Annotated in this window: 26 protein-coding genes; 7 read left to right on the top strand and 19 right to left on the bottom strand. The window is 44.0% G+C overall.

Annotated elements, in window-relative coordinates; genetic code table 11:
* The 4 genes from plsX to M2444_RS01050 all read right to left on the bottom strand — a co-directional run bounded on the left by plsX (position 1) and on the right by M2444_RS01050 (position 2751).
* Entirely contained in the window at positions 1-990 is a 990-nt protein-coding gene (gene plsX, locus M2444_RS01065; RefSeq protein WP_094878491.1) for a phosphate acyltransferase PlsX, read from the bottom strand.
* A complete protein-coding gene (gene fapR, locus M2444_RS01060) occupies positions 974-1570 on the bottom strand; it encodes a transcription factor FapR (protein ID WP_042127208.1) in 597 nt (198 codons plus the stop codon). Before fapR ends, plsX begins: the two co-directional genes overlap by 17 nt.
* A 422-nt stretch (positions 1571-1992) precedes the next feature.
* On the bottom strand, positions 1993-2166 hold the full coding sequence (gene rpmF, locus M2444_RS01055) for a 50S ribosomal protein L32 (RefSeq protein WP_019911234.1): 174 nt from the start codon (positions 2164-2166) through the stop codon (positions 1993-1995).
* Positions 2167-2238: 72 nt separating this feature from the next.
* A complete protein-coding gene (locus tag M2444_RS01050; RefSeq protein WP_042187699.1) occupies positions 2239-2751 on the bottom strand; it encodes a YceD family protein in 513 nt (170 codons plus the stop codon).
* A 310-nt stretch (positions 2752-3061) separates the two neighbouring features.
* On the opposite strand from M2444_RS01050, the gene M2444_RS01045 reads away from it, so the two are divergent.
* A complete protein-coding gene (locus tag M2444_RS01045; RefSeq protein WP_094878492.1) occupies positions 3062-4300 on the top strand; it encodes a nucleotidyltransferase in 1239 nt (412 codons plus the stop codon).
* On the opposite strand, the gene M2444_RS01040 is transcribed toward M2444_RS01045, so the two are convergent.
* A complete protein-coding gene (locus M2444_RS01040) occupies positions 4290-5327 on the bottom strand; it encodes a SepM family pheromone-processing serine protease (protein ID WP_280786012.1) in 1038 nt (345 codons plus the stop codon). The genes M2444_RS01045 and M2444_RS01040 overlap by 11 nt on opposite strands.
* Positions 5328-5479: 152 nt before the next feature.
* On the opposite strand from M2444_RS01040, the gene M2444_RS01035 reads away from it, so the two are divergent.
* The gene (locus M2444_RS01035) at positions 5480-6706 is read left to right on the top strand and encodes a nucleoside recognition domain-containing protein (protein WP_280786011.1); all 1227 of its coding nucleotides are present in this window, start codon (positions 5480-5482) and stop codon (positions 6704-6706) included.
* Here the strand turns inward: M2444_RS01035 and coaD are convergent.
* From coaD to M2444_RS00995, 8 genes are all read right to left on the bottom strand, one after another.
* On the bottom strand, positions 6678-7196 hold the full coding sequence (coaD, locus tag M2444_RS01030; protein WP_094874348.1) for a pantetheine-phosphate adenylyltransferase: 519 nt from the start codon (positions 7194-7196) through the stop codon (positions 6678-6680). The genes M2444_RS01035 and coaD overlap by 29 nt on opposite strands.
* The gene (gene rsmD / locus M2444_RS01025) at positions 7180-7788 is read right to left on the bottom strand and encodes a 16S rRNA (guanine(966)-N(2))-methyltransferase RsmD (protein WP_094874347.1); all 609 of its coding nucleotides are present in this window, start codon (positions 7786-7788) and stop codon (positions 7180-7182) included. Before rsmD ends, coaD begins: the two co-directional genes overlap by 17 nt.
* 697 nt (positions 7789-8485) lie before the next feature.
* Positions 8486-8944 carry a DUF6773 family protein gene (locus M2444_RS01020; RefSeq protein ID WP_280786010.1) on the bottom strand — a complete coding sequence of 153 codons (459 nt, stop codon included), beginning with the start codon at positions 8942-8944 and terminating at the stop codon, positions 8486-8488.
* Positions 8945-9649: 705 nt separating this feature from the next.
* Positions 9650-9754 carry a sporulation protein YjcZ gene (locus M2444_RS01015; protein WP_094874345.1) on the bottom strand — a complete coding sequence of 35 codons (105 nt, stop codon included), beginning with the start codon at positions 9752-9754 and terminating at the stop codon, positions 9650-9652.
* A 119-nt stretch (positions 9755-9873) separates the two neighbouring features.
* Positions 9874-10296 carry a hypothetical protein gene (locus M2444_RS01010; RefSeq protein ID WP_094874344.1) on the bottom strand — a complete coding sequence of 141 codons (423 nt, stop codon included), beginning with the start codon at positions 10294-10296 and terminating at the stop codon, positions 9874-9876.
* A gap of 111 nt (positions 10297-10407) precedes the next feature.
* Positions 10408-10692, bottom strand: coding sequence for a holin (locus M2444_RS01005; protein ID WP_094874343.1), 285 nt, complete (start codon positions 10690-10692; stop codon positions 10408-10410).
* A 20-nt stretch (positions 10693-10712) separates the two neighbouring features.
* Positions 10713-11522, bottom strand: a complete 810-nt coding sequence (locus tag M2444_RS01000) for a glycoside hydrolase family 73 protein (protein WP_280786009.1) — start codon at positions 11520-11522, stop codon at positions 10713-10715.
* Positions 11523-12101: 579 nt separating this feature from the next.
* Positions 12102-12710 (bottom strand): pentapeptide repeat-containing protein, encoded by a 609-nt coding sequence (locus M2444_RS00995; protein WP_094874341.1) that lies wholly within the window; start codon positions 12708-12710, stop codon positions 12102-12104.
* A gap of 123 nt (positions 12711-12833) precedes the next feature.
* Between M2444_RS00995 and M2444_RS00990 the strand changes: the two genes are divergently transcribed.
* Positions 12834-13214, top strand: coding sequence for a PilZ domain-containing protein (locus M2444_RS00990; RefSeq protein ID WP_094874340.1), 381 nt, complete (start codon positions 12834-12836; stop codon positions 13212-13214).
* Between the two features lie 112 nt (positions 13215-13326).
* On the opposite strand, the gene M2444_RS00985 is transcribed toward M2444_RS00990, so the two are convergent.
* Genes M2444_RS00985 through M2444_RS00965 form a run of 5 tightly spaced genes read right to left on the bottom strand, consistent with a single transcriptional unit; the run spans position 13327 to position 16835 of the window.
* Positions 13327-14055, bottom strand: coding sequence for a hypothetical protein (locus tag M2444_RS00985; RefSeq protein ID WP_280786008.1), 729 nt, complete (start codon positions 14053-14055; stop codon positions 13327-13329).
* Positions 14049-14750: an ABC transporter ATP-binding protein gene (locus M2444_RS00980; protein ID WP_280786007.1), complete on the bottom strand. Its 702-nt coding sequence runs from the start codon at positions 14748-14750 to the stop codon at positions 14049-14051. The genes M2444_RS00985 and M2444_RS00980 overlap by 7 nt, the downstream gene beginning before the upstream one ends.
* A gap of 12 nt (positions 14751-14762) precedes the next feature.
* Positions 14763-15137, bottom strand: a complete 375-nt coding sequence (locus M2444_RS00975) for a GntR family transcriptional regulator (protein WP_094874337.1) — start codon at positions 15135-15137, stop codon at positions 14763-14765.
* A gap of 2 nt (positions 15138-15139) precedes the next feature.
* Positions 15140-15886: an ABC transporter permease gene (locus M2444_RS00970; protein ID WP_094874336.1), complete on the bottom strand. Its 747-nt coding sequence runs from the start codon at positions 15884-15886 to the stop codon at positions 15140-15142.
* On the bottom strand, positions 15879-16835 hold the full coding sequence (locus M2444_RS00965) for an ABC transporter ATP-binding protein (RefSeq protein WP_094874335.1): 957 nt from the start codon (positions 16833-16835) through the stop codon (positions 15879-15881). The genes M2444_RS00970 and M2444_RS00965 overlap by 8 nt, the downstream gene beginning before the upstream one ends.
* 199 nt (positions 16836-17034) lie before the next feature.
* On the opposite strand from M2444_RS00965, the gene M2444_RS00960 reads away from it, so the two are divergent.
* From M2444_RS00960 to M2444_RS00950, 3 genes are all read left to right on the top strand, one after another.
* Positions 17035-17406, top strand: coding sequence for a hypothetical protein (locus tag M2444_RS00960; protein ID WP_094874334.1), 372 nt, complete (start codon positions 17035-17037; stop codon positions 17404-17406).
* Positions 17407-17537: 131 nt separating this feature from the next.
* Positions 17538-17909, top strand: a complete 372-nt coding sequence (locus M2444_RS00955) for a hypothetical protein (protein ID WP_094878500.1) — start codon at positions 17538-17540, stop codon at positions 17907-17909.
* A gap of 98 nt (positions 17910-18007) precedes the next feature.
* Positions 18008-18844: a sulfurtransferase gene (locus tag M2444_RS00950; RefSeq protein ID WP_280786006.1), complete on the top strand. Its 837-nt coding sequence runs from the start codon at positions 18008-18010 to the stop codon at positions 18842-18844.
* Between the two features lie 1004 nt (positions 18845-19848).
* Here M2444_RS00950 and M2444_RS00945 read toward each other — a convergent pair.
* Positions 19849-20532, bottom strand: a complete 684-nt coding sequence (locus M2444_RS00945) for a hypothetical protein (protein ID WP_280786005.1) — start codon at positions 20530-20532, stop codon at positions 19849-19851.
* Positions 20533-21211: 679 nt separating this feature from the next.
* Between M2444_RS00945 and M2444_RS00940 the strand changes: the two genes are divergently transcribed.
* A complete protein-coding gene (locus M2444_RS00940) occupies positions 21212-21469 on the top strand; it encodes a hypothetical protein (RefSeq protein WP_094873768.1) in 258 nt (85 codons plus the stop codon).
* The last annotated feature ends 36 nt before the right edge of the window (positions 21470-21505 follow it).

Here is a 21505-nt window from a genome sequence, read left to right as displayed (position 1 = left end):
TCACTTCCCGCTAATTTCCTTGGATATACTTAGCACAAGATCGGCTTGTAGAGCAATCCGCGCTTGTCTTACCGCATTCTTAACTGCATTTCCGTCAGAAGATCCGTGCCCCTTAACTACCAATCCGCTAAGACCGAGTAGCGGTGCACCACCGTGCTCTTTGTAATCCATTTTACCCTTCAGAGCTCTAAGCTCCGGCATCAGCATTGCCGCGCCAAGCTTAGTCTTCAGAGAACGACTAAATTGCTCCTTGAGCAAAGAGAACAAAGCACCCGCCGTACCCTCAAGAGACTTTAGCAAAATATTACCGGCAAATCCATCGCACACAAGCACATCGCAATTCCCTGTCAGTACGTCACGTGCCTCAACATTACCGATAAAATGAATGCCTGGCAAGTTCTCAAGCAACGGATAAGCTTCTTTCGTCAGTTCGTTACCCTTTCCAGGCTCCGTCCCTACATTCAGAAGTCCCACACGCGGCTTAGCAATACCATGAACCTTGCTCCGGTAAATGCTGCCCATCAGCGCATATTGTACCAGATGCTCAGGCTTCGCATCCATATTAGCCCCAAGATCAAGAGCCAATACGCCAACATCGTCAAGCGTCGGAATCATAGGCGCAAGTGCAGGACGTTCAATCCCCTGCATCCGGCCAACTACGAGGAGTCCTGTGGTCATTAGCGCACCCGTGTTACCCGACGAAATCATAGCATCCGCTTCACCTTCACGCACCATTCGTCCAGCTACAACCATGGATGAGTCTTTTTTACGACGAACGGCCTTAACTGGCTCTTCATCAGAACCAATAACGTCTCCCGCATGACGTATTGTCAGATTAGACGGCTTGTCTTTGAGTAGTGGCTCTAATCTGGCTTCGTCACCAACGAGCACAATCTGCGTATCTTTCCATTCCGCGGCCGCGGACAACGCCCCCTCGACATTACATTCAGGAGCGTTGTCCCCGCCCATGGCATCAATGGCGATCAGCACTATGGTTACCCCCTTCACTGTGTTCATCATTTGCAGACCGATACACTATAAAATGGCCCTGAAACACTAGTTCTTCTCCGACATAGGTGAATACGTCCACCTCTGCTTTGCCACCCCTACCGGCAAGTGACCGCACCTGTGCTTTGGCAATACACTTCTCACCTAGCTGAACTGTGCGTACAAAACGTATATCGGCTGAAGCGGTCAGAGCAATCTCGTCGTTGATTACGGCAACCGCAAGCGAGTTCGCTTGAGCAAACACATAGTGACCACGAGCGATCCCATTTCTAGAGAACACATGGTCTTCGCGAATCTCAAATATCGAAATCCCACTCTTGTCCAGTTGTAAATCCACAATGTCTCCGATGACTTCATCCGCAGGCAAAGAGCGCACCTGATCATAGGAGTGCTCTGCCATTTGCTTCATTCGTTCACGCAGTTCCGGTATCCCCAGTTCCATTCGGTCTAACCGAATCGTCTGAATGCTAACTTTTAGCTGACGAGTCAATTCCCGATCCGTTACAAAAGGATTACCTGCGATTATATGTAGCAGCTGTTGCTGACGTTCTTTCTTGGACATCCGCTCGATTGCGGCTCACCTCCTGGCACGTGCCAAGCATAAACGCCTTCGGCATCCTTATGGACGATAAGCGTTTAAGCGAGAAATATAAGACATCAAGTATAGGTGCATAACTTATACTTTCTTATATTTTAAAGAAAGCATTCGGCCGCTTGAATGGCCGCTGTTATATTAGGTCAAATAATCACATTCATTATTTAGAACCAGGTACTAATATGTAGTATAAAGCATGCCGCACCAAAAATAAAGCATTGACTTCTGGGCGGCTTATGTTTGAATAAGCACAAACGCCTTCGGCATCCTAATAGACGGTAAGCGTTTGTGCGAAAATATAAGGATAATGTATAGCTTGAAACTTATATATTCTTATATTTCAAAAAAAATAGTACCTCACCGATAGTGAAGTACTACTTATTCCAAAACTATTGTTTGATGATTTCTCTTGCTTTGTAAGTTCCGCAAACTTTACATACGTGGTGAGCCAATTTCAACTCTCCGCATTGTTCGCATTTCACCATGCCCGGCACAACCAACTTAAAGTGGGTGCGACGTTTGTCACGGCGTGTCTTAGACGTTCTACGTTGTGGTACTGCCATGTATTCCACCTCCTTGTGATATTTCTGTCAGCCTGCTCCTCTAGAAGCAGAATGTGTTTTTGTTGTAATGTTTCATTTGAAAAAGTCTTTCAACCCAGCGAGTCGAGGATCGATCACTGTGTTGTCGCAACTGCAGGTGCCTTCGTTCAAGTTCTGTCCGCATTTCTGACAAAGACCAAGACAGTCTGCCTTGCACAATACCGAATCGGGTAAGTGCAGTACGAAATTTTCTTCCACATAAGGAATAAGATCCACAACCTCATCCTTGACGTAAATGAGTTCCTCATCTTCGTCATCATCTGGAAGAACTGGCTGCTTAAGCCACTTGAAAGTCTCAGCAAAAGGAATGTTCAAATCACTTTTGACCTCCGTGAGACAACGTGAACATAACATGTCCACATCTCCACTCAGTTTTCCCACCACGTTCACACAATCGGTTCCCGCGGGCAGCGCTTTAAGGTCCACTGAGAGCGGAGCAACAGCTAGAATATCCTTGCGCCCTTTGACTACCTCGCTGACATCCACAACATCGTGAATATGTAACGGTTCGTCGGCATTCGCTAATTTGCGAAAGTGAATCTGCATAACTTATCACTCCCAAACAAACAAAATTTATTATACCTAGTATTATATACCTTTGTCAACCATTTTCCCTTTATATTGTTTCAGAAATTGGAGAGAATTATGATATAACTATTAGTGTAAATCAAAATGACAGCTTATGCGAACAGAGTTCCTAAAATTTATTCTTACTAATCTCTACAAGCATAAACGATTTTGACATCTTCATAAGGTTGATAAGCGTTTAAGCGTGAAATAAAAGACATAAAGGTTAGGTGCATAATTTCTACCTTCTTAAATTTTAAAAATGGTTACCTGCGGGAGGAAAGCAGTAATGACAACGGTTGGAATAATAGCAGAATACAATCCATTACATAACGGACATGTCCATCACTTTACCGAAGCCAAAAGACTATCAGGCGCTGATCGCGCCATCGTCGTCATGAGTGGCCCCTTTACTCAGCGCGGCGAGCCGGCGGCGGTAAGCAAGCAAGCCCGGACAGAGATGGCGCTACGAATGGGCGCCGACCTCGTCATTGAGCTGCCGGTCGCCTATGCTGTACAGCCGGCAGAATGGTTCGCCTTCGGAGCAGTTGCACTGCTGGAAGCGACCGGGGTCGTGGACAGCTTGTGCTTCGGCTCCGAAGCCGGCACTTTGGGTTCGCTGCTTCCTCTGGCCAAGTATTTGGCAGAGGAAAGCAGCGAACTTCAGAGCGAGATCCGCCGCCGTATGGCGCTCGGAGCGAGCTTCCCCGCCGCGTACAGCGCAGCGGCGGCGGTGGCCTTTGAAGGGACTCTCCATGAAGAGGAGAGTCCTGGCGATGCCGGCAAGCTGCTGCGCCAGCCGAATAACAGCCTTGGCTTGCATTATCTCATCGCCTTGCAGCGGCTAAATAGCAAGATCGAGCCGCTAACCGTTCCGCGAACGGCAGCCGGATTCCATGATCCTTTGCAGGTTGGCTCATCGATCGCAAGCGCCACTGCTATTCGCAAGCTGCTGCAAGAAGGCGGCTCTCCAGCAGCATACATGCCGGAATATAGCGTGTCCATATTAGAAAGAGAGCATGCAGCAGGTAGAGGTCCTCTGGAATTGGAGCATTTCCGAGGTCCCCTCCGTCACCTGCTCTCTACACGTACCGCTGCCGAGCTACGAACCATCCAAGACATGAATGAAGGCTTGGAGAATAGAATCCTTCGTCTTATGCCCGATCTTGAGCAATTCTCTATCTCAGGTTTGCTTCAAGCCCTTAAGAGCAAGCGTTATACGCATACACGACTGCAACGTCTTCTGCTACACATTTTGCTAAATCATACAAAGGAAGAAATGACCCCTTCTGTACTGGCAGAGGGGCCCGGATATATTCGAATCCTTGGTTTTAGAGAAAGTGGACGAGCTCTACTTAAAGAGATGAAACAAAAAGCAACCTTACCCATCGTCATGCGGCCGTCACTGTGCTCCCATCCACAACTTGAGCGAGACCTTCAAGCCGCATCTGCTTTCGCAGGAGCTTTTCGAGAACCTCACAGAACCGATATGTATCGCGATTATTTGGAACCTCCGGTCATGGTTTGACCGGTAGTTCCTCCATATACTTCAGTGCTTCATCCAGTGTCGATACGGGTACCAACTTCATCGATGTGCCGATTTTATCAGCTTTCGTTTTGGCTTCGTCGTAATTCTTAATAGGAACGAAAAAAATCTCCGCCCCTTCTCGATCTGCAGCAACAATCTTATGCTTCACTCCACCGATAGCACCTACCACACCCTCAGCGTCGATCGTGCCCGTTCCTGCAACCCTATGACCTTTGGTTAAATCACCAGGCGTAAGCCGGTTGTAAATCTCCATAGTGAACATCAGACCTGCAGAAGGACCGCCAACATTCGTATCCACAAAACTGACCGCTTTGCCTTGCTTTTTAGGTTTTACCTTTTGAACTGCGGCTATAGTGACACCAAAACCAGGTCGAACTGCAGTACCTTCTTTATCTTTGATCTCGACCAGGGTCACTCGCTCCTTTACTTCCTTACCGTTTCTTTGTAAAACAACGGCGACCTGATCACCGATTTTTTTAGTTGAAAGCAACGTGGCTAGAGCTTCTGGATCCGGTACCTTCTGTCCTTCAACACTAATGATTCTGTCACCCGGCTGGAATTGCCCTTTATTACTTGCTACTGGCACCGAAAAAACATACAAATAATCCACTACATCCTCATACGGAATCCCTGCAGCGTGATAGGCCGCCTGAACGGAGTAAGATTGCGAGCTGTTCATATAAAAAACCTGCTCCGCAGCATACTCATCTTCAGACTTGTCTCCTAATCGTGTTTCTTTCCGGACAACCTCTGAATTGGTGTTAAATACAGAGGCGACCAGCAACGCCACATTAGCGTAACTAGCAGATACTGTAGTCATCATGAAGGTTCCTTCTTCAGCTGGATCAGCATTCTCCACTTTAATCATAGGGGCAACTTCAGATGCACTACCTGGTTGATATACAATGTACGGGGTGTTCATAAAAACAAATACATACACGATAACTACTAACGTAAAGAGATAAGCTGTGGCACGGAATCCCGGCCGATGCTTCAACTGCTTCACTACTCTTCCCTTCTTTCCCACGGCACATTTAGGATATGAATGTTTGAACTTCATTACCGCTTCGACTAGTGGTTTGGCATGATGGTTGTCTACTCTGCATAAATTGATAACACATCCGCTATGCCTTAAGTTATGAAGAGGTGATTCTAGAAATGAACAATATTAAAATACGCCGGCTAGCTAGTCGCTCCACACCTTTTTTATCCGGGGTAATCGCAATCCTGTTAGCCATTGCCATCATCATCTCACCAGAAAGCTCTTTCGAGGCTTCTCTCCAAGGGTTAAAGCTCTGGTGGACACTTGTATTCCCTGCACTTCTACCCTTCCTGATGCTGTCTGAGATGCTAACCGCTTCGGGCTTTGTGCATGGTTTCGGAGTGCTCCTGGAACCCTTGATGAAAAAGGTCTTTCGACTGCCTGGCGCGAGCGGTTGGACTTTGGCGCTTGGAATCACCACCGGATTCCCAGGCGGGGCCGGAGGTGTCATGCAGCTTCATAAGCAGGGCAGCATTTCGGACAAGGAAGCTGCTCGTCTCGCCTCACTTACGCATTTCGCCAGTCCAGTAACCTTGCTCATTGTGATTGGTGTAGCTTTCCTACATAGTCCTACAGCAGGTTACTTTCTGCTTGCTATCCATTGGGTTTCAGGACTTCTGGCCAGTTATACAGACGCTCTGTTAAATGGCCGGCTAGACAATCCGCAGCCTACTGTAAAGGAAAGCATGAATACTAAACGACCTTCTTTATATAGTCGTGTCCAACTTGCAGCCACCGAAGCCCGATCAAGAGATGGCCGAAGCTTCGGTAAACTTCTTGGGGAGTCAGTAGCTACAGCGGTGCAAAATTTGATGGTTGTGGGCGGTTACATGATTATGTTCGCCGTGGTCATCAATATCATTACTACGGCACTTCCTGCTTTGCCAGCCGCTCTGCCAGCAAGCTTGCTCGAGATTCATTTAGGAGCAGACGCTATAAGCAAAGGACTTTCGAGCATCGGAGCCGGCTCTTCAGGAGTACTAGCCTCGGCCTTCCTCTCTGCTGCACTAGGCTGGAGCGGGCTCTGCGCACAGCTACAGGTGCTGACGTTGCTTAAACAAGCAAATGTCCGATTCCTGCCCTATGCTGCCGTTCGCCTGATGCATGGCGTTTATGCTTTTTTATTAACACTGCTATTATGGAAACCACTTTTGGTAATAAGTGAAGCTGCTTTGCCTGCGCTCGCGGATTCACAATCCATACCAAACAGAACCATTAATGTAACTGCCATATGGAGCTCTTTTCCACAGTTGCTTAGTTTGCAATCTCTTCTACTTATCATCTTATTGGCATTATCCGCAGTGATATATCTTGTTAGTGCTTTTCGTCATCGACTCGATTAAATTTAAGCTTCATCGCCTGTTCCACCTCAGGTGTCACGAAGTCGGACACATTCCCACCAAAATGGGCAATTTCTTTTACAACGCTGGAGCTTAAATAGGAATATTTCGGATTAGTCATCATAAAGATCGTTTCCGCATCCGGATCCAGACTATGGTTGATGGATGCATTTTGAAGTTCATATTCAAAGTCAGTTACGGTACGAATACCACGTACTATGACTTGAGCATCTTTTTGACGAACATAATTGACTAGCAGATCCCGAAAGCTGTCGATTTCCACATTGGGAATATCAGCTGTTGCCTGTCTTAAAAGCTCTGTCCGCTCTTCTACTGTAAATAGCGGGTTCTTACTCAAATTATTAAGCACCGTTACGATCAAACGGTCGAATTGCTTGGATGCGCGCCGAATAATATCCATATGTCCCATAGTCACTGGATCAAAGGTGCCTGGATAGATGGCGACACGTTCTTTTCTAATTTGCTGACTCATTCTCTACCTCCTCACCAGTCTCACTTTCCACTGAAGGATTAGCTTCATACTGATAAATAGAAATTGTCGTTTCTCCGTATACGGCCTGACGCAACCTATAAAATCCCGGGATATCCTCAGGATAGGCATAACTTGATTCATGCTCCAGAACAATGATTGCGTCCTCTTCCAGCATTCCTTTTTCTACCATAGACAGCATCAGCTCATCTCCGTGCTTCAATCGGTACGGAGGATCTAGAAAGACTAAATCAAAAACACGTCCCCGCTTCTCCAATGCACTGAGCGCTCTTCCTGCTTCATTTCGGTACACTTGCGCACTTGCTTCAAGATTAGTCGCTTTCAAATTGGCACGAATTGTGTCAATACTCTTAGGATCCATATCTACAAATACGGCGCTTTCCATCCCTCTGCTTAAAGCTTCGATACCCAAACCACCCGTACCTGCGAACAAGTCCAGCACCGCTCCACCTTCAAAATATGGACCGATCATACTGAATACAGCTTCCTTCACCTTATCGGTTGTAGGTCTTGTTCCGCTTCCCGGTACACTTTTTAGTGGTCTTCCTTTTGCACTTCCCGATACCACTCTCACCGTCAATCACCCGCTCTATGTCTCTGTTTGTTATACCCAAAAGGGCATAAGTCCACGCCTATCGTAACACATTTGCGCGATGAAATAAAAAATTTGTCTAGATATGAAAAATGGAAATATCAAGACTATTCCGATAAATAAGCCTTCCTTATGTATAAGACTGGGCTTCCAGGGACATCATGTAATTATCGACACCACAAATGTCGTAGACAACCGCGGAGCAGGCTTACGTTTCCCCATAAGCTCTTCGTCCGGTTTCTCCTCTCCCATGAAAGGGGCCCTAGAGATAGGGCCCCGAATTTATGTTTAAAGACTTTATATAATCGCGAAACTATTTCTGGTTGTTTCTACTCTTGCCTATCTTAAGTTGGAGATCAATGGCTTATTTTTGTAGATGTCTCGTAATGAATAATCCTAATAAATGGATCAGTATTCCAACAGAAAACACAATTAGAGCTGTGGGAATACCTCCTAATCTAAGAGGAATTATCAAAACAGATAATCCTATCGTAATTCGACCTAGTAGATGAATGTATTTGAGCATTTTAAATTCAAGCCTCCTATACTTTACACCAACCGAGTAAGCTAGCCAGTAGTTATATGTTGATCATCTACTATCCAAGCAATAGTTTAAAATAGAACGAACTTTTAAAAACAGACTAAGAAAGAACATCGTGCTCTAAGACCTTTTATGTGATCAGCATTCCATATCTTCATCACTACTTATTTCATCATCAATTTGCCTCTGTCTTTTTTTGTTTATATTCCGTAATACAAGATGTGTAAGAAAATGAATAATCGTGACAGCAACAAAGATTAAAGTCATATTCCACACTTTTCTTTCTCCCGCCAAAATTATAAGAAGCGAAACACAAATCCCGCCGGAAATAATACTGTTAGTGAGCAGCTTTTTGTTGGTTTGATTTGGGGGATCCCAAATATAAACACCCACTGACAAGTTTCGTATCGTTATATATATTCCACTACCAATCAAACAGAAAAACTCGACTGCAAATTGCTCAAACGGAGCATTCATTATGAATTGTTGAATCAGTACTGAAATCATCAAACAATATACTAATATTTGATAAGCATCACTTTGAGTCATTCTTCTTTGCGATACAATTCGTTCATCATTAATTTTACTTTTTTTCATTATTATCCCTCCCATATCCCCAATTATAATATATTTATTACATAATGCAATTTATATGTTGCATTTATTTGTGAATAAAAAGCAAACTCACACTATAAGTTTGCTAAAGGGTAAGTCAAACACAAAAGGACTGCCCTTTCGGCCGGCAGCCCTTAAATAGACACTCACTTCACGAATTTCCCAATAAGCTCTGGAACTACGCTCTAATATTGAACCGGATCCATGCGGAAAGCTTCCCATGACCGTAGCTCCCCCATGGACACACCATGAAGAATCACTTATGTGTTCTGGCCATTCGCTTCCAAGACGCGCTGAACCCCCTTCAAATAACCCTTGCACTCCAGCCAACCCAACCCGAATATAATTACCACTGCTATCACCATGTCCTCTAGCATCAGGCAGCAATATCTTATATTCTAGTCTTACGTATTACATTCTGGCATATCCGCTCATTTGAGTCGCATTTCCAGCATAACCATGCGCAATAATTACCGTCTTATCGGTGTGCTCAGGAGCTGCTATGTAGTACCTTCAGTATCTTTAGATTGTTCCACTTCCAGACTTGATTGAGACACGTGCAATAGCGACATGATGGAAATAAAAACTTCCAGCTGTTACGACAATGACTAATAGCACAATCAACATAACACGATAAAAAAAAGCCCACTTCCAGCACTAATGCTAGAAGCAGACTATTTCATATCTCTAGAATATACATGCGCTCGTAATAATTACTAACAAGATGAACAACACTAAGATTGCGCCTGTATTAGTAAAAGCGCCACCAACCCCACCAAATTCTGCACCCATGAGAAGACCTCCTCCGTATTTTAGAATACACCACAGGATATGTATTAATCCTCCAAGAAGATTGGGCGAACGGTTAAAAATAAAACCCCGCAAACTGCGCGAGGTTAGTGTAAAGATGTCTAATCAGAAACTAATATACCGTCAAAGCTTTCCGGACCCACACGAACTGTGCCGAGAAGATTAGATGAAACAAATGCTGTATAAGTGAGTTGAGGTGTAATTGCAGGTAAGAAATCGTCTGCTGAAAAGGTTATGACTTGCGGAGCCAATATACTTAGACCAAAAGTTGAAGTAGCAGAATATATAAGCGGATCGGTTGGTAAAGTTCCCCTTACAATAGTAATTGTGATTCCAACTAAAGCTAAAGGAAGAGTTACAGAGATCGTTCCTTTAAGCAGCACACGCGGATTTGTAGTCACTCCAGCAGTTATCAGCCCAATCTGCCCAAAAAGCTGTGGTGTATTAAGAACAGTTATAGGAATAGCTATAGAGTTGGCGAGACTGGCATTTTGCGACGTTCTTCCATCAAGATAAGTTCCCATCGTTGCACCCCCTTTATGATTGACATAAGATAATATATTAGGGTTCTCGATAGATTGCATAGTCACAATACCTGTATAAAACGATTGTTTTATAAAACAGATAGGCCGAGTCTATTTATCATCTGCTTTGGTTCCATCCCTTTTGTTAAAAGCAAGCTCAAATAAACCCGTCGCCGAAAGTCCTGCTAGCCCTCCAGCCCATAGCCGCAGGATCAGATTCATATCAGTGAACGGATAGGCCACTGCTCCAACCAGCAAGCCAATAGCTAATCCAACTACCGGTACAATATTCCGCGGAAGTTGCACGCTATTCTTCACAAGTTGTACAAGTGCCATTACAAAAACAGCCAGCACGGAAGCAAAGGCAAGCACACTGTTGAGAGCATCATTATACATGGTGTTTAATCCTCCTTATTTCATTTTCCACTACCAGGAGCAAGTAAGCCTGCACGGTTCAGCACGGTTATTATGCGATAGAAGTCATAACTGCCACCTGACGGTGTATCCAGCAGCCCTGCAGCACTCGCTGCTTTTACTGCCGCTTCAGCCCAAGGGGGTACATTCATCACTGCTCGGCCTTCGATTAAAGTCACACGATCCGAAAGCTTAGTAATCGACTGACCTTGTTCCTGCATACCTGTTTTTAGCGTATCCTTGCTATCCGTAAGGCTCACAATAAGAGCACGCAATTCCTTTATTTCCGTTTCCAGACTAACCAGCCTTTGTTTATCCTCTGCCGACATTTCGTCATCACCTTCCTTGGCTTCATCATCATATTTATACAGATTGTAGGTATTCATGATTTGGATTAGCTTTGCTGCATAGTTTGGGTCGGTAGCATAACCAGCGGCAGCAATCTCTTGTGCGGCTACCTTCCCACTAGCACCAAGCACCTTGCTGTAAAGATTGCGATTCCACGAAACCCCATTCACAATCAACGCGGAATGATCCGCAACAGATTCTCCCCAGTTGTTATAGGCCCGAAAAAGAGCTTCTACTTTAACAGCTTTACCATTAACATATTCAGTAGTTTGCACAGTAATACTACCGGCTGGTCCGCTGCCTTTAATCCCAAACAAATTGTTGGCCTTAACAGTCAATCCGCTGCTGCCAAAGCCCGATTCCAGCGCCGCTTGAGCTATCGTTAGCGATGCCGGAACCTTGCTGATATGCATGTCCTTCACAGCAAAATTTGCGATTTTCGCAATAAACTCGGTCTCCGTCATTTCATCACTTCCTCTCCTTTTATTAAATGCTGAGCATAATGAAATGCTTGTGCATATCCCTACTAATAGAGCGTCTTTGCTAGATTCCAATCAAAAAAAACGTCAAAAAACGCGCCCAAAGAGCGCGTGTGAATATTTTACAATTCGAATGTAAAATAAGTAACGGAAAAGAAATAAATGAAGCATGCAACCCACATAGGGCTATTGGTCCTGCCCACATGAGCATTTTTCTTCTCGTAGATTCATAATATGTAATTATAAGTAAAATTGTCTTGAAGTTTCATTAAAACTAGCGTAACATATAGTATTAATTGACTATATAGGAGGGTCTAATAGACTATGCCTTCATATTACTTTAGAGAACTATGGACACCCTTACGCTGGGTAGGCATTAAATTTTTCCGTGATGACGAAGGTTTTCTTTGGATTAAATGGTGGGCCAAACCCAGAAAAAGACTGCGTTAACCGTTAAGCAAGCAAATATACATAAGAAGTTTCATACCATGTACATATGTATTTCTTGATAACAATCTAAAGGGGCATCAACCGCTACAACAGTAGCAGCTGATGCCCCTATTCCTAGTTACCTACCTTAGCCCCAAAAGAGCGTGCTAACAGTACAGCCTGATCTATATCCATACGAACTCCCCGTAGATCCAAACTCTTTAAATCAATGCCCTCAACCATAGCATCCCGAAGGTCAGCCCCCTTAAGCTTGCATTGAGACAATTGTACGCGGCTGAGATCAGCCCCTCGAAGATCACTTTTTTGCAAATCACAACCCATTAGATCCGCTTCTATAAATCGAATTCCACGCAGATCCTGTCTACTAAGATTGGTATGTCTTAGGTTCGTGTAGGACCAGTCCCCACCGATAAGTGTGATCCCGTCTAAATAAGCATTTGAGAAATCAGAACCTACCATTTTACAATCTTCAAATTTCGATACGAACAGATTCGCACCTGTGAACTTACAGTTAGTAAAAGCCGAGCCTTTATGATGTGATGCATTGAGCATGGCTCCAGTAAAATCGCAATCTATAAATCGGCAGCCGATGGAAGTCATCTCTTCCATAGAGCTGCCTTTGAAGGAACACTGCTCAAATGTACAGTTATTTAGTTCCCCATCCTGCAGGCTTCCTTGGTCAAAATTGTGTTTTTGGAACGTTTCATTCAGGTATTGGTACATATTGAGTCTCATCACCTTCATTAGTATTAAATAAATTTATTCTTATTAAAAATAGCACTTTAGTAGATTGTTCTCAACAATCCCTTTCGATATAATAGCAAATAAACGATAGGGAGGTAAATTATGGATGTGTCCAGCAGGAAAGAACCATTCCGTTATGTAATGAACCAGCCGCTTGAATGCTGGATTGAAGTTCCTATGAGTAGCAGCGGCCCGGGTGCCGGTAAGTTAACAGAAGCTGTGTTGCTCGATCTTAGCCGATCTGGCTGCAAAGTGCGCACCCCCCTGAATCTTCGATTCACGGCGGGCGATACAAAGCTAGTGATTCATCTTCAATTAAACGAAGAAAAGCTTCAACTCGTGGGCAGCGTCCGTTGGGGCTGGATGTTTGGACTCGGCCAATACCAATATGGCGTTAAACTTAAATTGAACGAGGACGAAGAGGAACTGCTACATAGAGAACTCGATATATGGACAGCCTCTCTAAATGTAGAGGGCCTGTAGAATTCTACATAACAGATGCCCTTCTCATAGAAAGGCGTCTTTTTTTTGCATAAAAACGAAGACAAAGCTAATCGCTCTGCCTCCGTTCTAAAAAACGTTATTTCACCGTGGCCTAAGACTCCACTCTTTTTTTAACGAGCTTAACTATAGCAAATACTAGTATCGCAATAATCACAGCTTCGAACAGGGTAGGAAGTAAGCCAAGAACATACTGAGAGGTCTCAATATTATTTATTTTAGCGGCCTCATCCGTCACTTCAAATCGAAAAGCTCTTTCCAAAGTGATATTTTCATGATCGAACATCGATGTTTCTAATAAAGAAATTATATACTGTATTACAAAAAAAACGGCTATCCCAATCCATACTCTTCCTTTCACTCTCACACTCATTGCAACGGTCATGGAGAACATCACGAGCAACATAGAGTAGGCGGAAGCCCAAAAGACTATTAGCACTGTATATGCGGAAATCTGCCAAAATTTTTCTGGTAAAAACGAAGTTGAAAACATCATAATATCTACTGCTAAATGAATATAAGCGACTAGAAATAAAGCGAGTAACGACCCTAAAAACAGCATTAACGGTGAGAGAACGGTATACAGGACTGGTACTGGCACAAGCCTCCGATTGAATAATCTCAGGTTCTGACCGAAGGTGCGCAGACTAAAAAAGAGAAGTACTACACCTGCTACGGCATAGGAAGTGATGTTCATCATGAACATGTCTTGATCAGAATGAACCGTAAATCCTATCACAAACTGCACAAGAATGGTGATTACAAAAACAGCAAGAAACTTATCCCTATCCCGTCTAAAATCATACTTCACTAGCTTTAGCATTCTGCGTACACCTCTCTGAACAGTTCGTCTATGCTTTTACCTTGGCGCAGCCGGATATCCTCTACCGCCGTATGCATCACAATTTCTCCCTCTTTTATAAAAATCACATCATCAAAGATCCGCTCTATATCCGATACTAAATGAGTAGAAAGGAGAATGGTGCTGTCCTCTTCATAAAACTCTACTAACGCGTTAAGAATTTTAGTTCTAGCTACTGGATCAACACCACCGATGGGCTCATCCAGTAAATACAGACTAGCTCGGCGTGATAAAGCAAGTGTAAGCTGTAGACGTTCATTCATCCCTTTGGACAAATCCCTCACCTTATCTTGAGCTCTTAGCTTCATAAACTCCAACATTCGAGAAGCCTTAGTCTGATCAAAATCCGGATAGAAATCACTTTGGAACTTTAGAGCGTCCTTAACATTCATCCAGGATTCTGTAAGCGGCTTATCGGGCATAAATGACACTACTGCTTTACTATCTATGCCTACAGCCCCTCCAATAATGGATACACGACCGGAAGTAGGCTGTGTCAGCCCGGCGATGATTTTCATAAGTGTACTTTTACCGCTGCCGTTACTGCCCAGCAGTCCCGTGATCTTACCCGCATTCAGATTAAAGGATACTCCGCGGAGGGCGTGCTTTGATCTATATTTTTTTGTAACGTCATGAACCTCAAGTATATTTTCCAACCTGCTTCCCCCCTATTCTCCATCCTTGTTTCGGATACTCTCTGCTACTGCCGCTAAAATATCTTCACCTTGAAAACCAAGGTCCTGCATGCCGCGAATGAAACGATCTAGTACATCCTTTGCCATTTCTTTTTTGATGGTCAAAATCGTACCTTCATTACTAGTGACGTATCTTCCCATTCCACGCCGGGTCTCCACGATTTCTTCACGCTCCAGTTCCTGAAAGGTTCTTTGTACTGTATTCGGATTAATCTGCAGGTCACTGGCAAGCTCTCGTACCGAGAGAATTTTATCTCCTGGTTTTAACTTACCTGTGACGATTTCTCCTTTGATGTAATTCATGATCTGAATATAAATCGGCAGGTTGTTATCGAATTCGATTGTCATGATTAAGCAACATCCCTTCGTCTAAAGACGGAGAAGCCTATGAGCAGAAAGACAGCTGTGTATAAAACTAGCATTGCTATGGAAAAGGTCAGCGTCATTCCAGGCATAGGTGCTCCTCCACCTTCATAAGCAGCTAAATTTAGGTTGGGGAATAATACATATTTATAAAATTCACGAAAAATAACCAATTTGTCTATCATCAGCATAAACATTGTAGCACCAATTGTAACACCCGTAGATGTTGTCAAAATCCCGATCATAAAAGCTAGTGTTGTATATACAACTGTACTAACTGAGTTATACATTAAACTGGTTAACATCTCACGGATACCAGCCTCACCACCACTCAAGCCAAACCATAAAGCTCCTGATGCAAAAACCGCCAACATGCCGACAACTGCCACTGAGAACGCGTAAATCAACACTACAGCATATTTGGACGCAAGTATTGCTGTACGACTTCTCGCACGGATTAGAAGGAATTTGATGGTGCCCTGACTATATTCTTTTGAGACAATACCCGCTGTTCCGATGATTGCGAGAATGGTAATCACTTGCCCAATTCCTTGGGAAAGCAGCATCATTGCTGAAAAATCATAAGCTGATCCAAACAGATCAGGTGAGACAGAATGAACAATGTAACCTAACAGCAGGGATAACAGAATTAATATCAGATAAGGCACAAAAAACGTGCGTTTCTTCGAGAGCTTGAGCCATTCATTAACCACCAAATTATTAAAACTACGCAATGCGGTTCCCTCCTGTCCATTTCAAGAAATCTTCTTCTAAGCTTTGTTTATTCTCTGTAATCCGGAAAATACCTACCCCTTTATCACTAAAAGCAGACACTAGCTCTGGCACTCTACTGTCATGCAGACTTACTGTCACCTCAGAACGAGTACTGTCCATAGTTAATAGTTCTGCGTATTCTAACCTCCCCAAGAGGATTATTGCGGATTCAACTGAGGCTACGCGAATCGTTAGCTTCACTTCTGCAGCTGTCTCCTGCTCCCCACCAATCGCTGTAACGGTCACCAATTTGCCGTTCTGAATCACGATGGCACGATGGCATATTTGTTCGATTTCAGTCAGCAGGTGGCTGGAGATTAGAATGGAAATCCCTTCAACATCTGCGATTCTACGCATATAATCACGCATTTCTCGTATTCCTGCTGGATCAAGACCATTCGTAGGTTCATCTAGAATCAATAATTTTGGTCGGTTCAGTAATGCCTGAGCAATCCCAAGACGTTGACGCATACCCAGCGAATAGGCCTTCACTTTCTTATTCATTGCTTCCTGAAGTCCTACCAATTCTACAACCTCATCAATTCTGCCAGCTTCAATATTATCTGTCATTCTCTGGTATTGCTTTAGATTATCAAGCCCTGTCATATACGGATAGAACTCTGGATTCTCAATAATTGCTCCAATATGTCCAATAGCTTTATTAAAATCATTCTTAACACTGTGACCTTGAACGATCACATCGCCTTCACTCATCCGTATAAGACCCGTCATCATCCGGATCGTTGTTGTCTTCCCCGCACCATTGGGTCCCAATAGCCCAACAATTTCTCCCTTACGGATATCAAATGTCAGCTTATCCACAATGGATTTCCCTTTAATGATCTTGCTTACCCCATTCATTTGCAACACGATTGAATCTTGCATGCGTTCGTTACTTCCCTGCTTCATGGTAATCCTCCCTGCCATCTTTTTTATTATTGATGAATTCATTTTAATGTGTCTGTGTTATAGTTGAATAGTACACTAATATATTATTGATGTAAAGCCCGAAATTATGGATTACGCAAAATAAGGGCTTTCTATTAGACTATCTGCCAAACCAAAAATTGAAATGAACATAGATTAGATAACAAAGGAGGAATGACAAATGAAAAAAGAAGTTCATGTATCCCAGACTTACCCACGTTTGACCGTTTACGATGAAGAAAACTTTAGGGGTAGCAGTAGAATCTATACCGGCAACCTTGGCATTCGTAATACGGACAACATTCTAGATGGTATTGAGAGTCTTCGATTCTTCTCTACCAGCAGCAATGCAACATTGGTACTCTTCACTAGAACCCGGTTTAGAGGAAACTTCCGTGTACTTCGTGGAAACCACAGCATCCGTGATTTGGACGATTTCATTTCCGGTAATGATGTGGAATCCATTATTTCAACGAATCAAAGATTAACTCTCGAACAGATTCGCAATATCCGCAGCAGCGGCACTTTGCCTGCAGGATATCGCTTGATCTAACATTTTCATTCAACAAAAAAGGAGCAATCTGGAGCTACTGCCCAGGTTACTCCTTTTTCCTAAGTTATCTTCTGAGGTCAAATAGTCAGGAGATTTACCTGCTAAGTCAATCCAACAAGGAGAGATAAAATATGGTAACCATAAAAGCAGCGTCCGTAATCTATCCCAGATTAAGAGTATATAGTGAGGAGAACTTCCGTGGACTCCGCAGAACCTATCGCGGCAACCTAGGCATTGCAGATATTGATGCAATCCTTACTGGAATAGAAAGCTTACGCTTTTTCTCCACGAATCCGAACGCTACGCTTGTACTGTTCGATCGTTCTCGCTTCCGTGACAATTTCGTAATTCTGCGTGGTAACCGCAGCATTCGTGAACTGGATGACTTTCTCCGTAGAGGAGATGTCGAATCGCTCATTTCAAGCAATCAGCGGCTGACTCCAGCGCAGGTTCGCACCATACAGCGCACTGGTAGCTTGCCTTCAGGATATCGTTTAATTTAATCACTTAAGGACGTAGTTAAGCGATAAGCTTAAGGTGCGTCCTCATTTATTTTCCGCTATAATGACTCCATACATATTAATAGAAAGAAGGTATCTTTATGGAACCAATCGTTTCTCCCCGATGGCTGCTTGCTCGGTTATACGAACCTGAAATGGTTATAGTCGATTGCCGTTTTTTACTTACTGACCCGGAAGCTGGACGTAAAGCCTATACGGAAGATCATGTTCCCGGAGCAATTTATCTACATCTAGAAGAACAACTCTCCGCTCCAGTAAGCGAACACGGTGGACGCCATCCACTGCCCGAGGTCTCCAAGCTTATCACCGTTCTTAGCAAGGTTGGCATTAACAGAGATAGTATTGTTGTAGCTTATGATGATCAAGGTGGTGCCTACGCTTCCCGTCTGTGGTGGATGCTTAAATACTTGGGGCATGAGCGTGTGTTTGTAATGGATGAAGGCTACTCTGCTTGGAAAAATGGTAAGTTCCCCGTTAGTGATCATCAAGCGGTACGTATTCCGAGTCAATATGAAGCTGATGTTCAGAAGAAGATGCTTGTTAGCATGGAAGATGTGCAAAATGTGGTTAACGACGGTGGCGCGCTTTTGATTGATTCCCGCGAGTCCCGTCGTTATGAAGGGCTGGAAGAACCAATTGATCCGAAGGCAGGGCATATTCCTGGGGCGATCAATAAGTTCTGGAAAGAAGTGTTGGATGAGCAAGGGCGCTGGAAATCCACGGAGGTGCTGAAAGAGCATTATGAGGGCATCGATCCTGAGCAAGAGATTATCATCTACTGCGGTTCAGGCGTAAGCGCCTGCCCGAATGTGCTCGCGCTTGAAAAAGCTGGGTATAGGAATGTGAAGTTGTATGCGGGGAGCTGGAGTGACTGGATTAGTTATGAGGAGAATCCGGTGGCGACAGGGGAAGAATAGAATCACAAGAACCCGCGGCGCGGGTTCTTATGATTCCCTGGAAATCAGAGGCCCCATTTACCATACTGGAAAAATATCGTATTCGGTTTTTCGCATATATTTGGCTCGTTTATGGTACCGACGGCACATTGTGATCGATTTTTCGCATACATCTGCTTTCTTTACGTTGACGGTGGCGCATTGTGATCGGTTTTTCGCGTACATCTGCTTTCTTTACGTTGCCGGCGGCACATTGTGATCGATTTTTCGCATACATCTGCCTTCTTTACGTTACCGGTGGCACATTGTATTCGGTTTTTCGTATACATCTGCTTTCTTCAACTTGCCGGGGGCGCATTGTGATCGATTTTTCGCATACATCTGCTTTCTTTACGTTGTCGGTGGCATATTGTATTCGGTTTTTCGCATACATCTGCTTTCTTTACGGTACCGGAGGCACATTGTATTCGGTTTTTCGCATACATCTGCTTTCTTTACGTTACCGGTGGCACATTATATTCGGTTTTTCGCATACATCTGCTTTCTTTACGTTGCCGGTGGCACATTGTATTCGGTTTTTCGCATACATCTGCCTTCTTTACGGTACCGGCGGCACATTATATTCTATTTTCCGCATACATCTGCCTCCTTCAACTTGCCGGCGGCACATTGTGATCGGTTTTTCTCATACATCTGCTTTCTTTACGTTACCGATGGCACATTGTATTCGGTTTTTCTCATACATCTGCTTTCTTTACGTTGCCGAAGGCACATTGTGATCGATTTTTCGCATTCATCTGCTTTCTTTACGTTACCGGTGGCACATTATATTCGATTTTCCGCATACATCTGCCTTCTTTACGTTGCCGGTGGCACATTGTGTTCGGTTTTTCGCATACACATGCCTCCTTCAACTTGCCGGAGGCACATTGTGATCGATTTTTCGCATATATTTGACTCATTTACCTACCGTCGGCACATTGTATTCGATTTTTTCATTCACATTCTCACGACGGCTTTCATCTTTAAATCAAATCTGGACTTTGTAGCGTACCAATATATTCATAGTAAATGATCCGCTGAGATGAACCTCTTGCCACCGGGCGAAATTTACCCTTAACCACCAGCTGACGGCAGTATTTAATGATCGTCATCGTGTGCAGTTCCAGCTCTCTCGCGGCATCAGCCGGGCGAAGGAAACGATGGTGCCGGATGGCTGCCCGCATCAGATCGCGCTCGATTTTGGAATAGGCTCTCTCAGTGGTTGCCTTCGCAGACTTTTCTGCTAACAAATAAGAAAAGAGAATATTCCGCAGCGCGGAGAGAATGAAGGATGGATTTTCTTTTAGCTCATCCAGCGAGATATAGAGCACCGTGCAGTCTTGAGACTGTAGAAAAAGCCCGCGGTTCAAGTCCATCCGGTATTTGCTACGATCCGTTCCATGTGAGCCATAGTCCATGATCTCAAATGCAATACGCGAGGCTCCGATCTCCCACAAAATATCCACAAAATAGGATCTGCCGCGCCAGTCTTTAACTTCATATTCTGGATGTAATCCGTGAAAATGTCCGGCTAGAGGCCACCACACCCGCTCGACAAACAAGCGGTTTCCGTAACCATGACCGCGTTTAAGTGCATCGAGCCGCTCTCCCTTCCTTTGTTTGAGATGATTACATAACCATTCCTTATGCTCCCTCTCGAAACCCATTACCTATCCCCTCGCTCTGCAACGAAATATATTTCTAATCATAAAAAAACCCGCCTCTATTCCAAAAGGAAAGGAGACGGGGCATTCTTTGCCTCGTTTGGTTTTATCTATATATAGTGTGCCACATTATCATTAGAATGCACAATAGGAAATCGGCAGGATCATTCAAAACAAGGCTATAAAGAAGGTTTGAGAGGCGATCCAGAATCTGTGATCTATAAAATAAATAAGCCCAGTGAAAACCATATTTCCATTTAAATCAGCTCGTCGCACCCGTCTGTATTAGCGCTGGAGAAGACTGTATATACAAATATACAATTCAATTGTATGAAATAAATTAGAGTGATTGGGATTCTTATGGGGATTACGCTTGCTCTTGAGGAAGATTAGAGTTAAAAGCGTGTGCTTGATATCTGGTTAAACGATTATATGAAAGAGAAGCAACTGTCAGCATCCCGGAGCATCCGGCCGCACTTCTGCGAATCGGTCCGCTGAGGACTCCCGTTCCATTCTGAGTAGTGCTCACCCTATCTGATGACGGTTGGTCCGCGTTGGGTTCGACCAGGATTTTCTGTATAATGGTAAACGTTACGTCGGATGTGATGCTAAACGCACGAACTGACAAGTAAAAAAAGTCCATCCGGCGTTTGAAACCATGAACCGGAAAGGATGAAGTAAATTGAGTTATACGGAACTGCTGGAACGGAAGAGCGAAATCTTGAAGAAAACGGTCGAGAACTGGGTTTTGAAAGAAAATCGCGACGGACTGAACCTTCAAGAGGCTCATATTTACCAGAATATACTCAAGGAATTTCATCAGAACGAACATGAATTGAATGGGGTTCGAGACGAGGAAGCAGTTAAGCGTCAGGACAACGGGTCCACGGAAAAAGAAGACACTGTAACTACTCGCAAACATGAGGCGCAAACGGCTTGATCTCAAAAGACGCACGCGTAAGAATATGAAAGGCTG

The organism is Paenibacillus sp. PastF-3, assembly GCF_029893135.1.
Classification (GTDB): Bacteria; Bacillota; Bacilli; order Paenibacillales; family Paenibacillaceae; genus Paenibacillus_AQ; species Paenibacillus_AQ nitricinens.
This window is presented reverse-complemented; position numbering and strand designations above follow the sequence as displayed.

Excerpts from the sequence above, each read along its gene's own strand:
- fapR (WP_042127208.1), bottom strand. The coding sequence starts at position 1,570 with ATGTCCAAGAAAGAACGTCAGCAACAGCTGCTACATATAATCGCAGGT.
- rpmF (WP_019911234.1), bottom strand. The coding sequence starts at position 2,166 with ATGGCAGTACCACAACGTAGAACGTCTAAGACACGCCGTGACAAACGT.
- M2444_RS01050 (WP_042187699.1), bottom strand. The coding sequence starts at position 2,751 with ATGCAGATTCACTTTCGCAAATTAGCGAATGCCGACGAACCGTTACAT.
- M2444_RS01045 (WP_094878492.1), top strand. The coding sequence starts at position 3,062 with ATGACAACGGTTGGAATAATAGCAGAATACAATCCATTACATAACGGA.
- M2444_RS01035 (WP_280786011.1), top strand. The coding sequence starts at position 5,480 with ATGAACAATATTAAAATACGCCGGCTAGCTAGTCGCTCCACACCTTTT.
- coaD (WP_094874348.1), bottom strand. The coding sequence starts at position 7,196 with ATGAGTCAGCAAATTAGAAAAGAACGTGTCGCCATCTATCCAGGCACC.
- M2444_RS01020 (WP_280786010.1), bottom strand. The coding sequence starts at position 8,944 with ATGAAAAAAAGTAAAATTAATGATGAACGAATTGTATCGCAAAGAAGA.
- M2444_RS01015 (WP_094874345.1), bottom strand. The coding sequence starts at position 9,754 with ATGGGTGCAGAATTTGGTGGGGTTGGTGGCGCTTTTACTAATACAGGC.
- M2444_RS01010 (WP_094874344.1), bottom strand. The coding sequence starts at position 10,296 with ATGGGAACTTATCTTGATGGAAGAACGTCGCAAAATGCCAGTCTCGCC.
- M2444_RS01005 (WP_094874343.1), bottom strand. The coding sequence starts at position 10,692 with ATGTATAATGATGCTCTCAACAGTGTGCTTGCCTTTGCTTCCGTGCTG.
- M2444_RS01000 (WP_280786009.1), bottom strand. The coding sequence starts at position 11,522 with ATGACGGAGACCGAGTTTATTGCGAAAATCGCAAATTTTGCTGTGAAG.
- M2444_RS00995 (WP_094874341.1), bottom strand. The coding sequence starts at position 12,710 with ATGTACCAATACCTGAATGAAACGTTCCAAAAACACAATTTTGACCAA.
- M2444_RS00990 (WP_094874340.1), top strand. The coding sequence starts at position 12,834 with ATGGATGTGTCCAGCAGGAAAGAACCATTCCGTTATGTAATGAACCAG.
- M2444_RS00985 (WP_280786008.1), bottom strand. The coding sequence starts at position 14,055 with ATGCTAAAGCTAGTGAAGTATGATTTTAGACGGGATAGGGATAAGTTT.
- M2444_RS00975 (WP_094874337.1), bottom strand. The coding sequence starts at position 15,137 with ATGACAATCGAATTCGATAACAACCTGCCGATTTATATTCAGATCATG.
- M2444_RS00965 (WP_094874335.1), bottom strand. The coding sequence starts at position 16,835 with ATGAAGCAGGGAAGTAACGAACGCATGCAAGATTCAATCGTGTTGCAA.
- M2444_RS00960 (WP_094874334.1), top strand. The coding sequence starts at position 17,035 with ATGAAAAAAGAAGTTCATGTATCCCAGACTTACCCACGTTTGACCGTT.
- M2444_RS00955 (WP_094878500.1), top strand. The coding sequence starts at position 17,538 with ATGGTAACCATAAAAGCAGCGTCCGTAATCTATCCCAGATTAAGAGTA.
- M2444_RS00950 (WP_280786006.1), top strand. The coding sequence starts at position 18,008 with ATGGAACCAATCGTTTCTCCCCGATGGCTGCTTGCTCGGTTATACGAA.
- M2444_RS00945 (WP_280786005.1), bottom strand. The coding sequence starts at position 20,532 with ATGGGTTTCGAGAGGGAGCATAAGGAATGGTTATGTAATCATCTCAAA.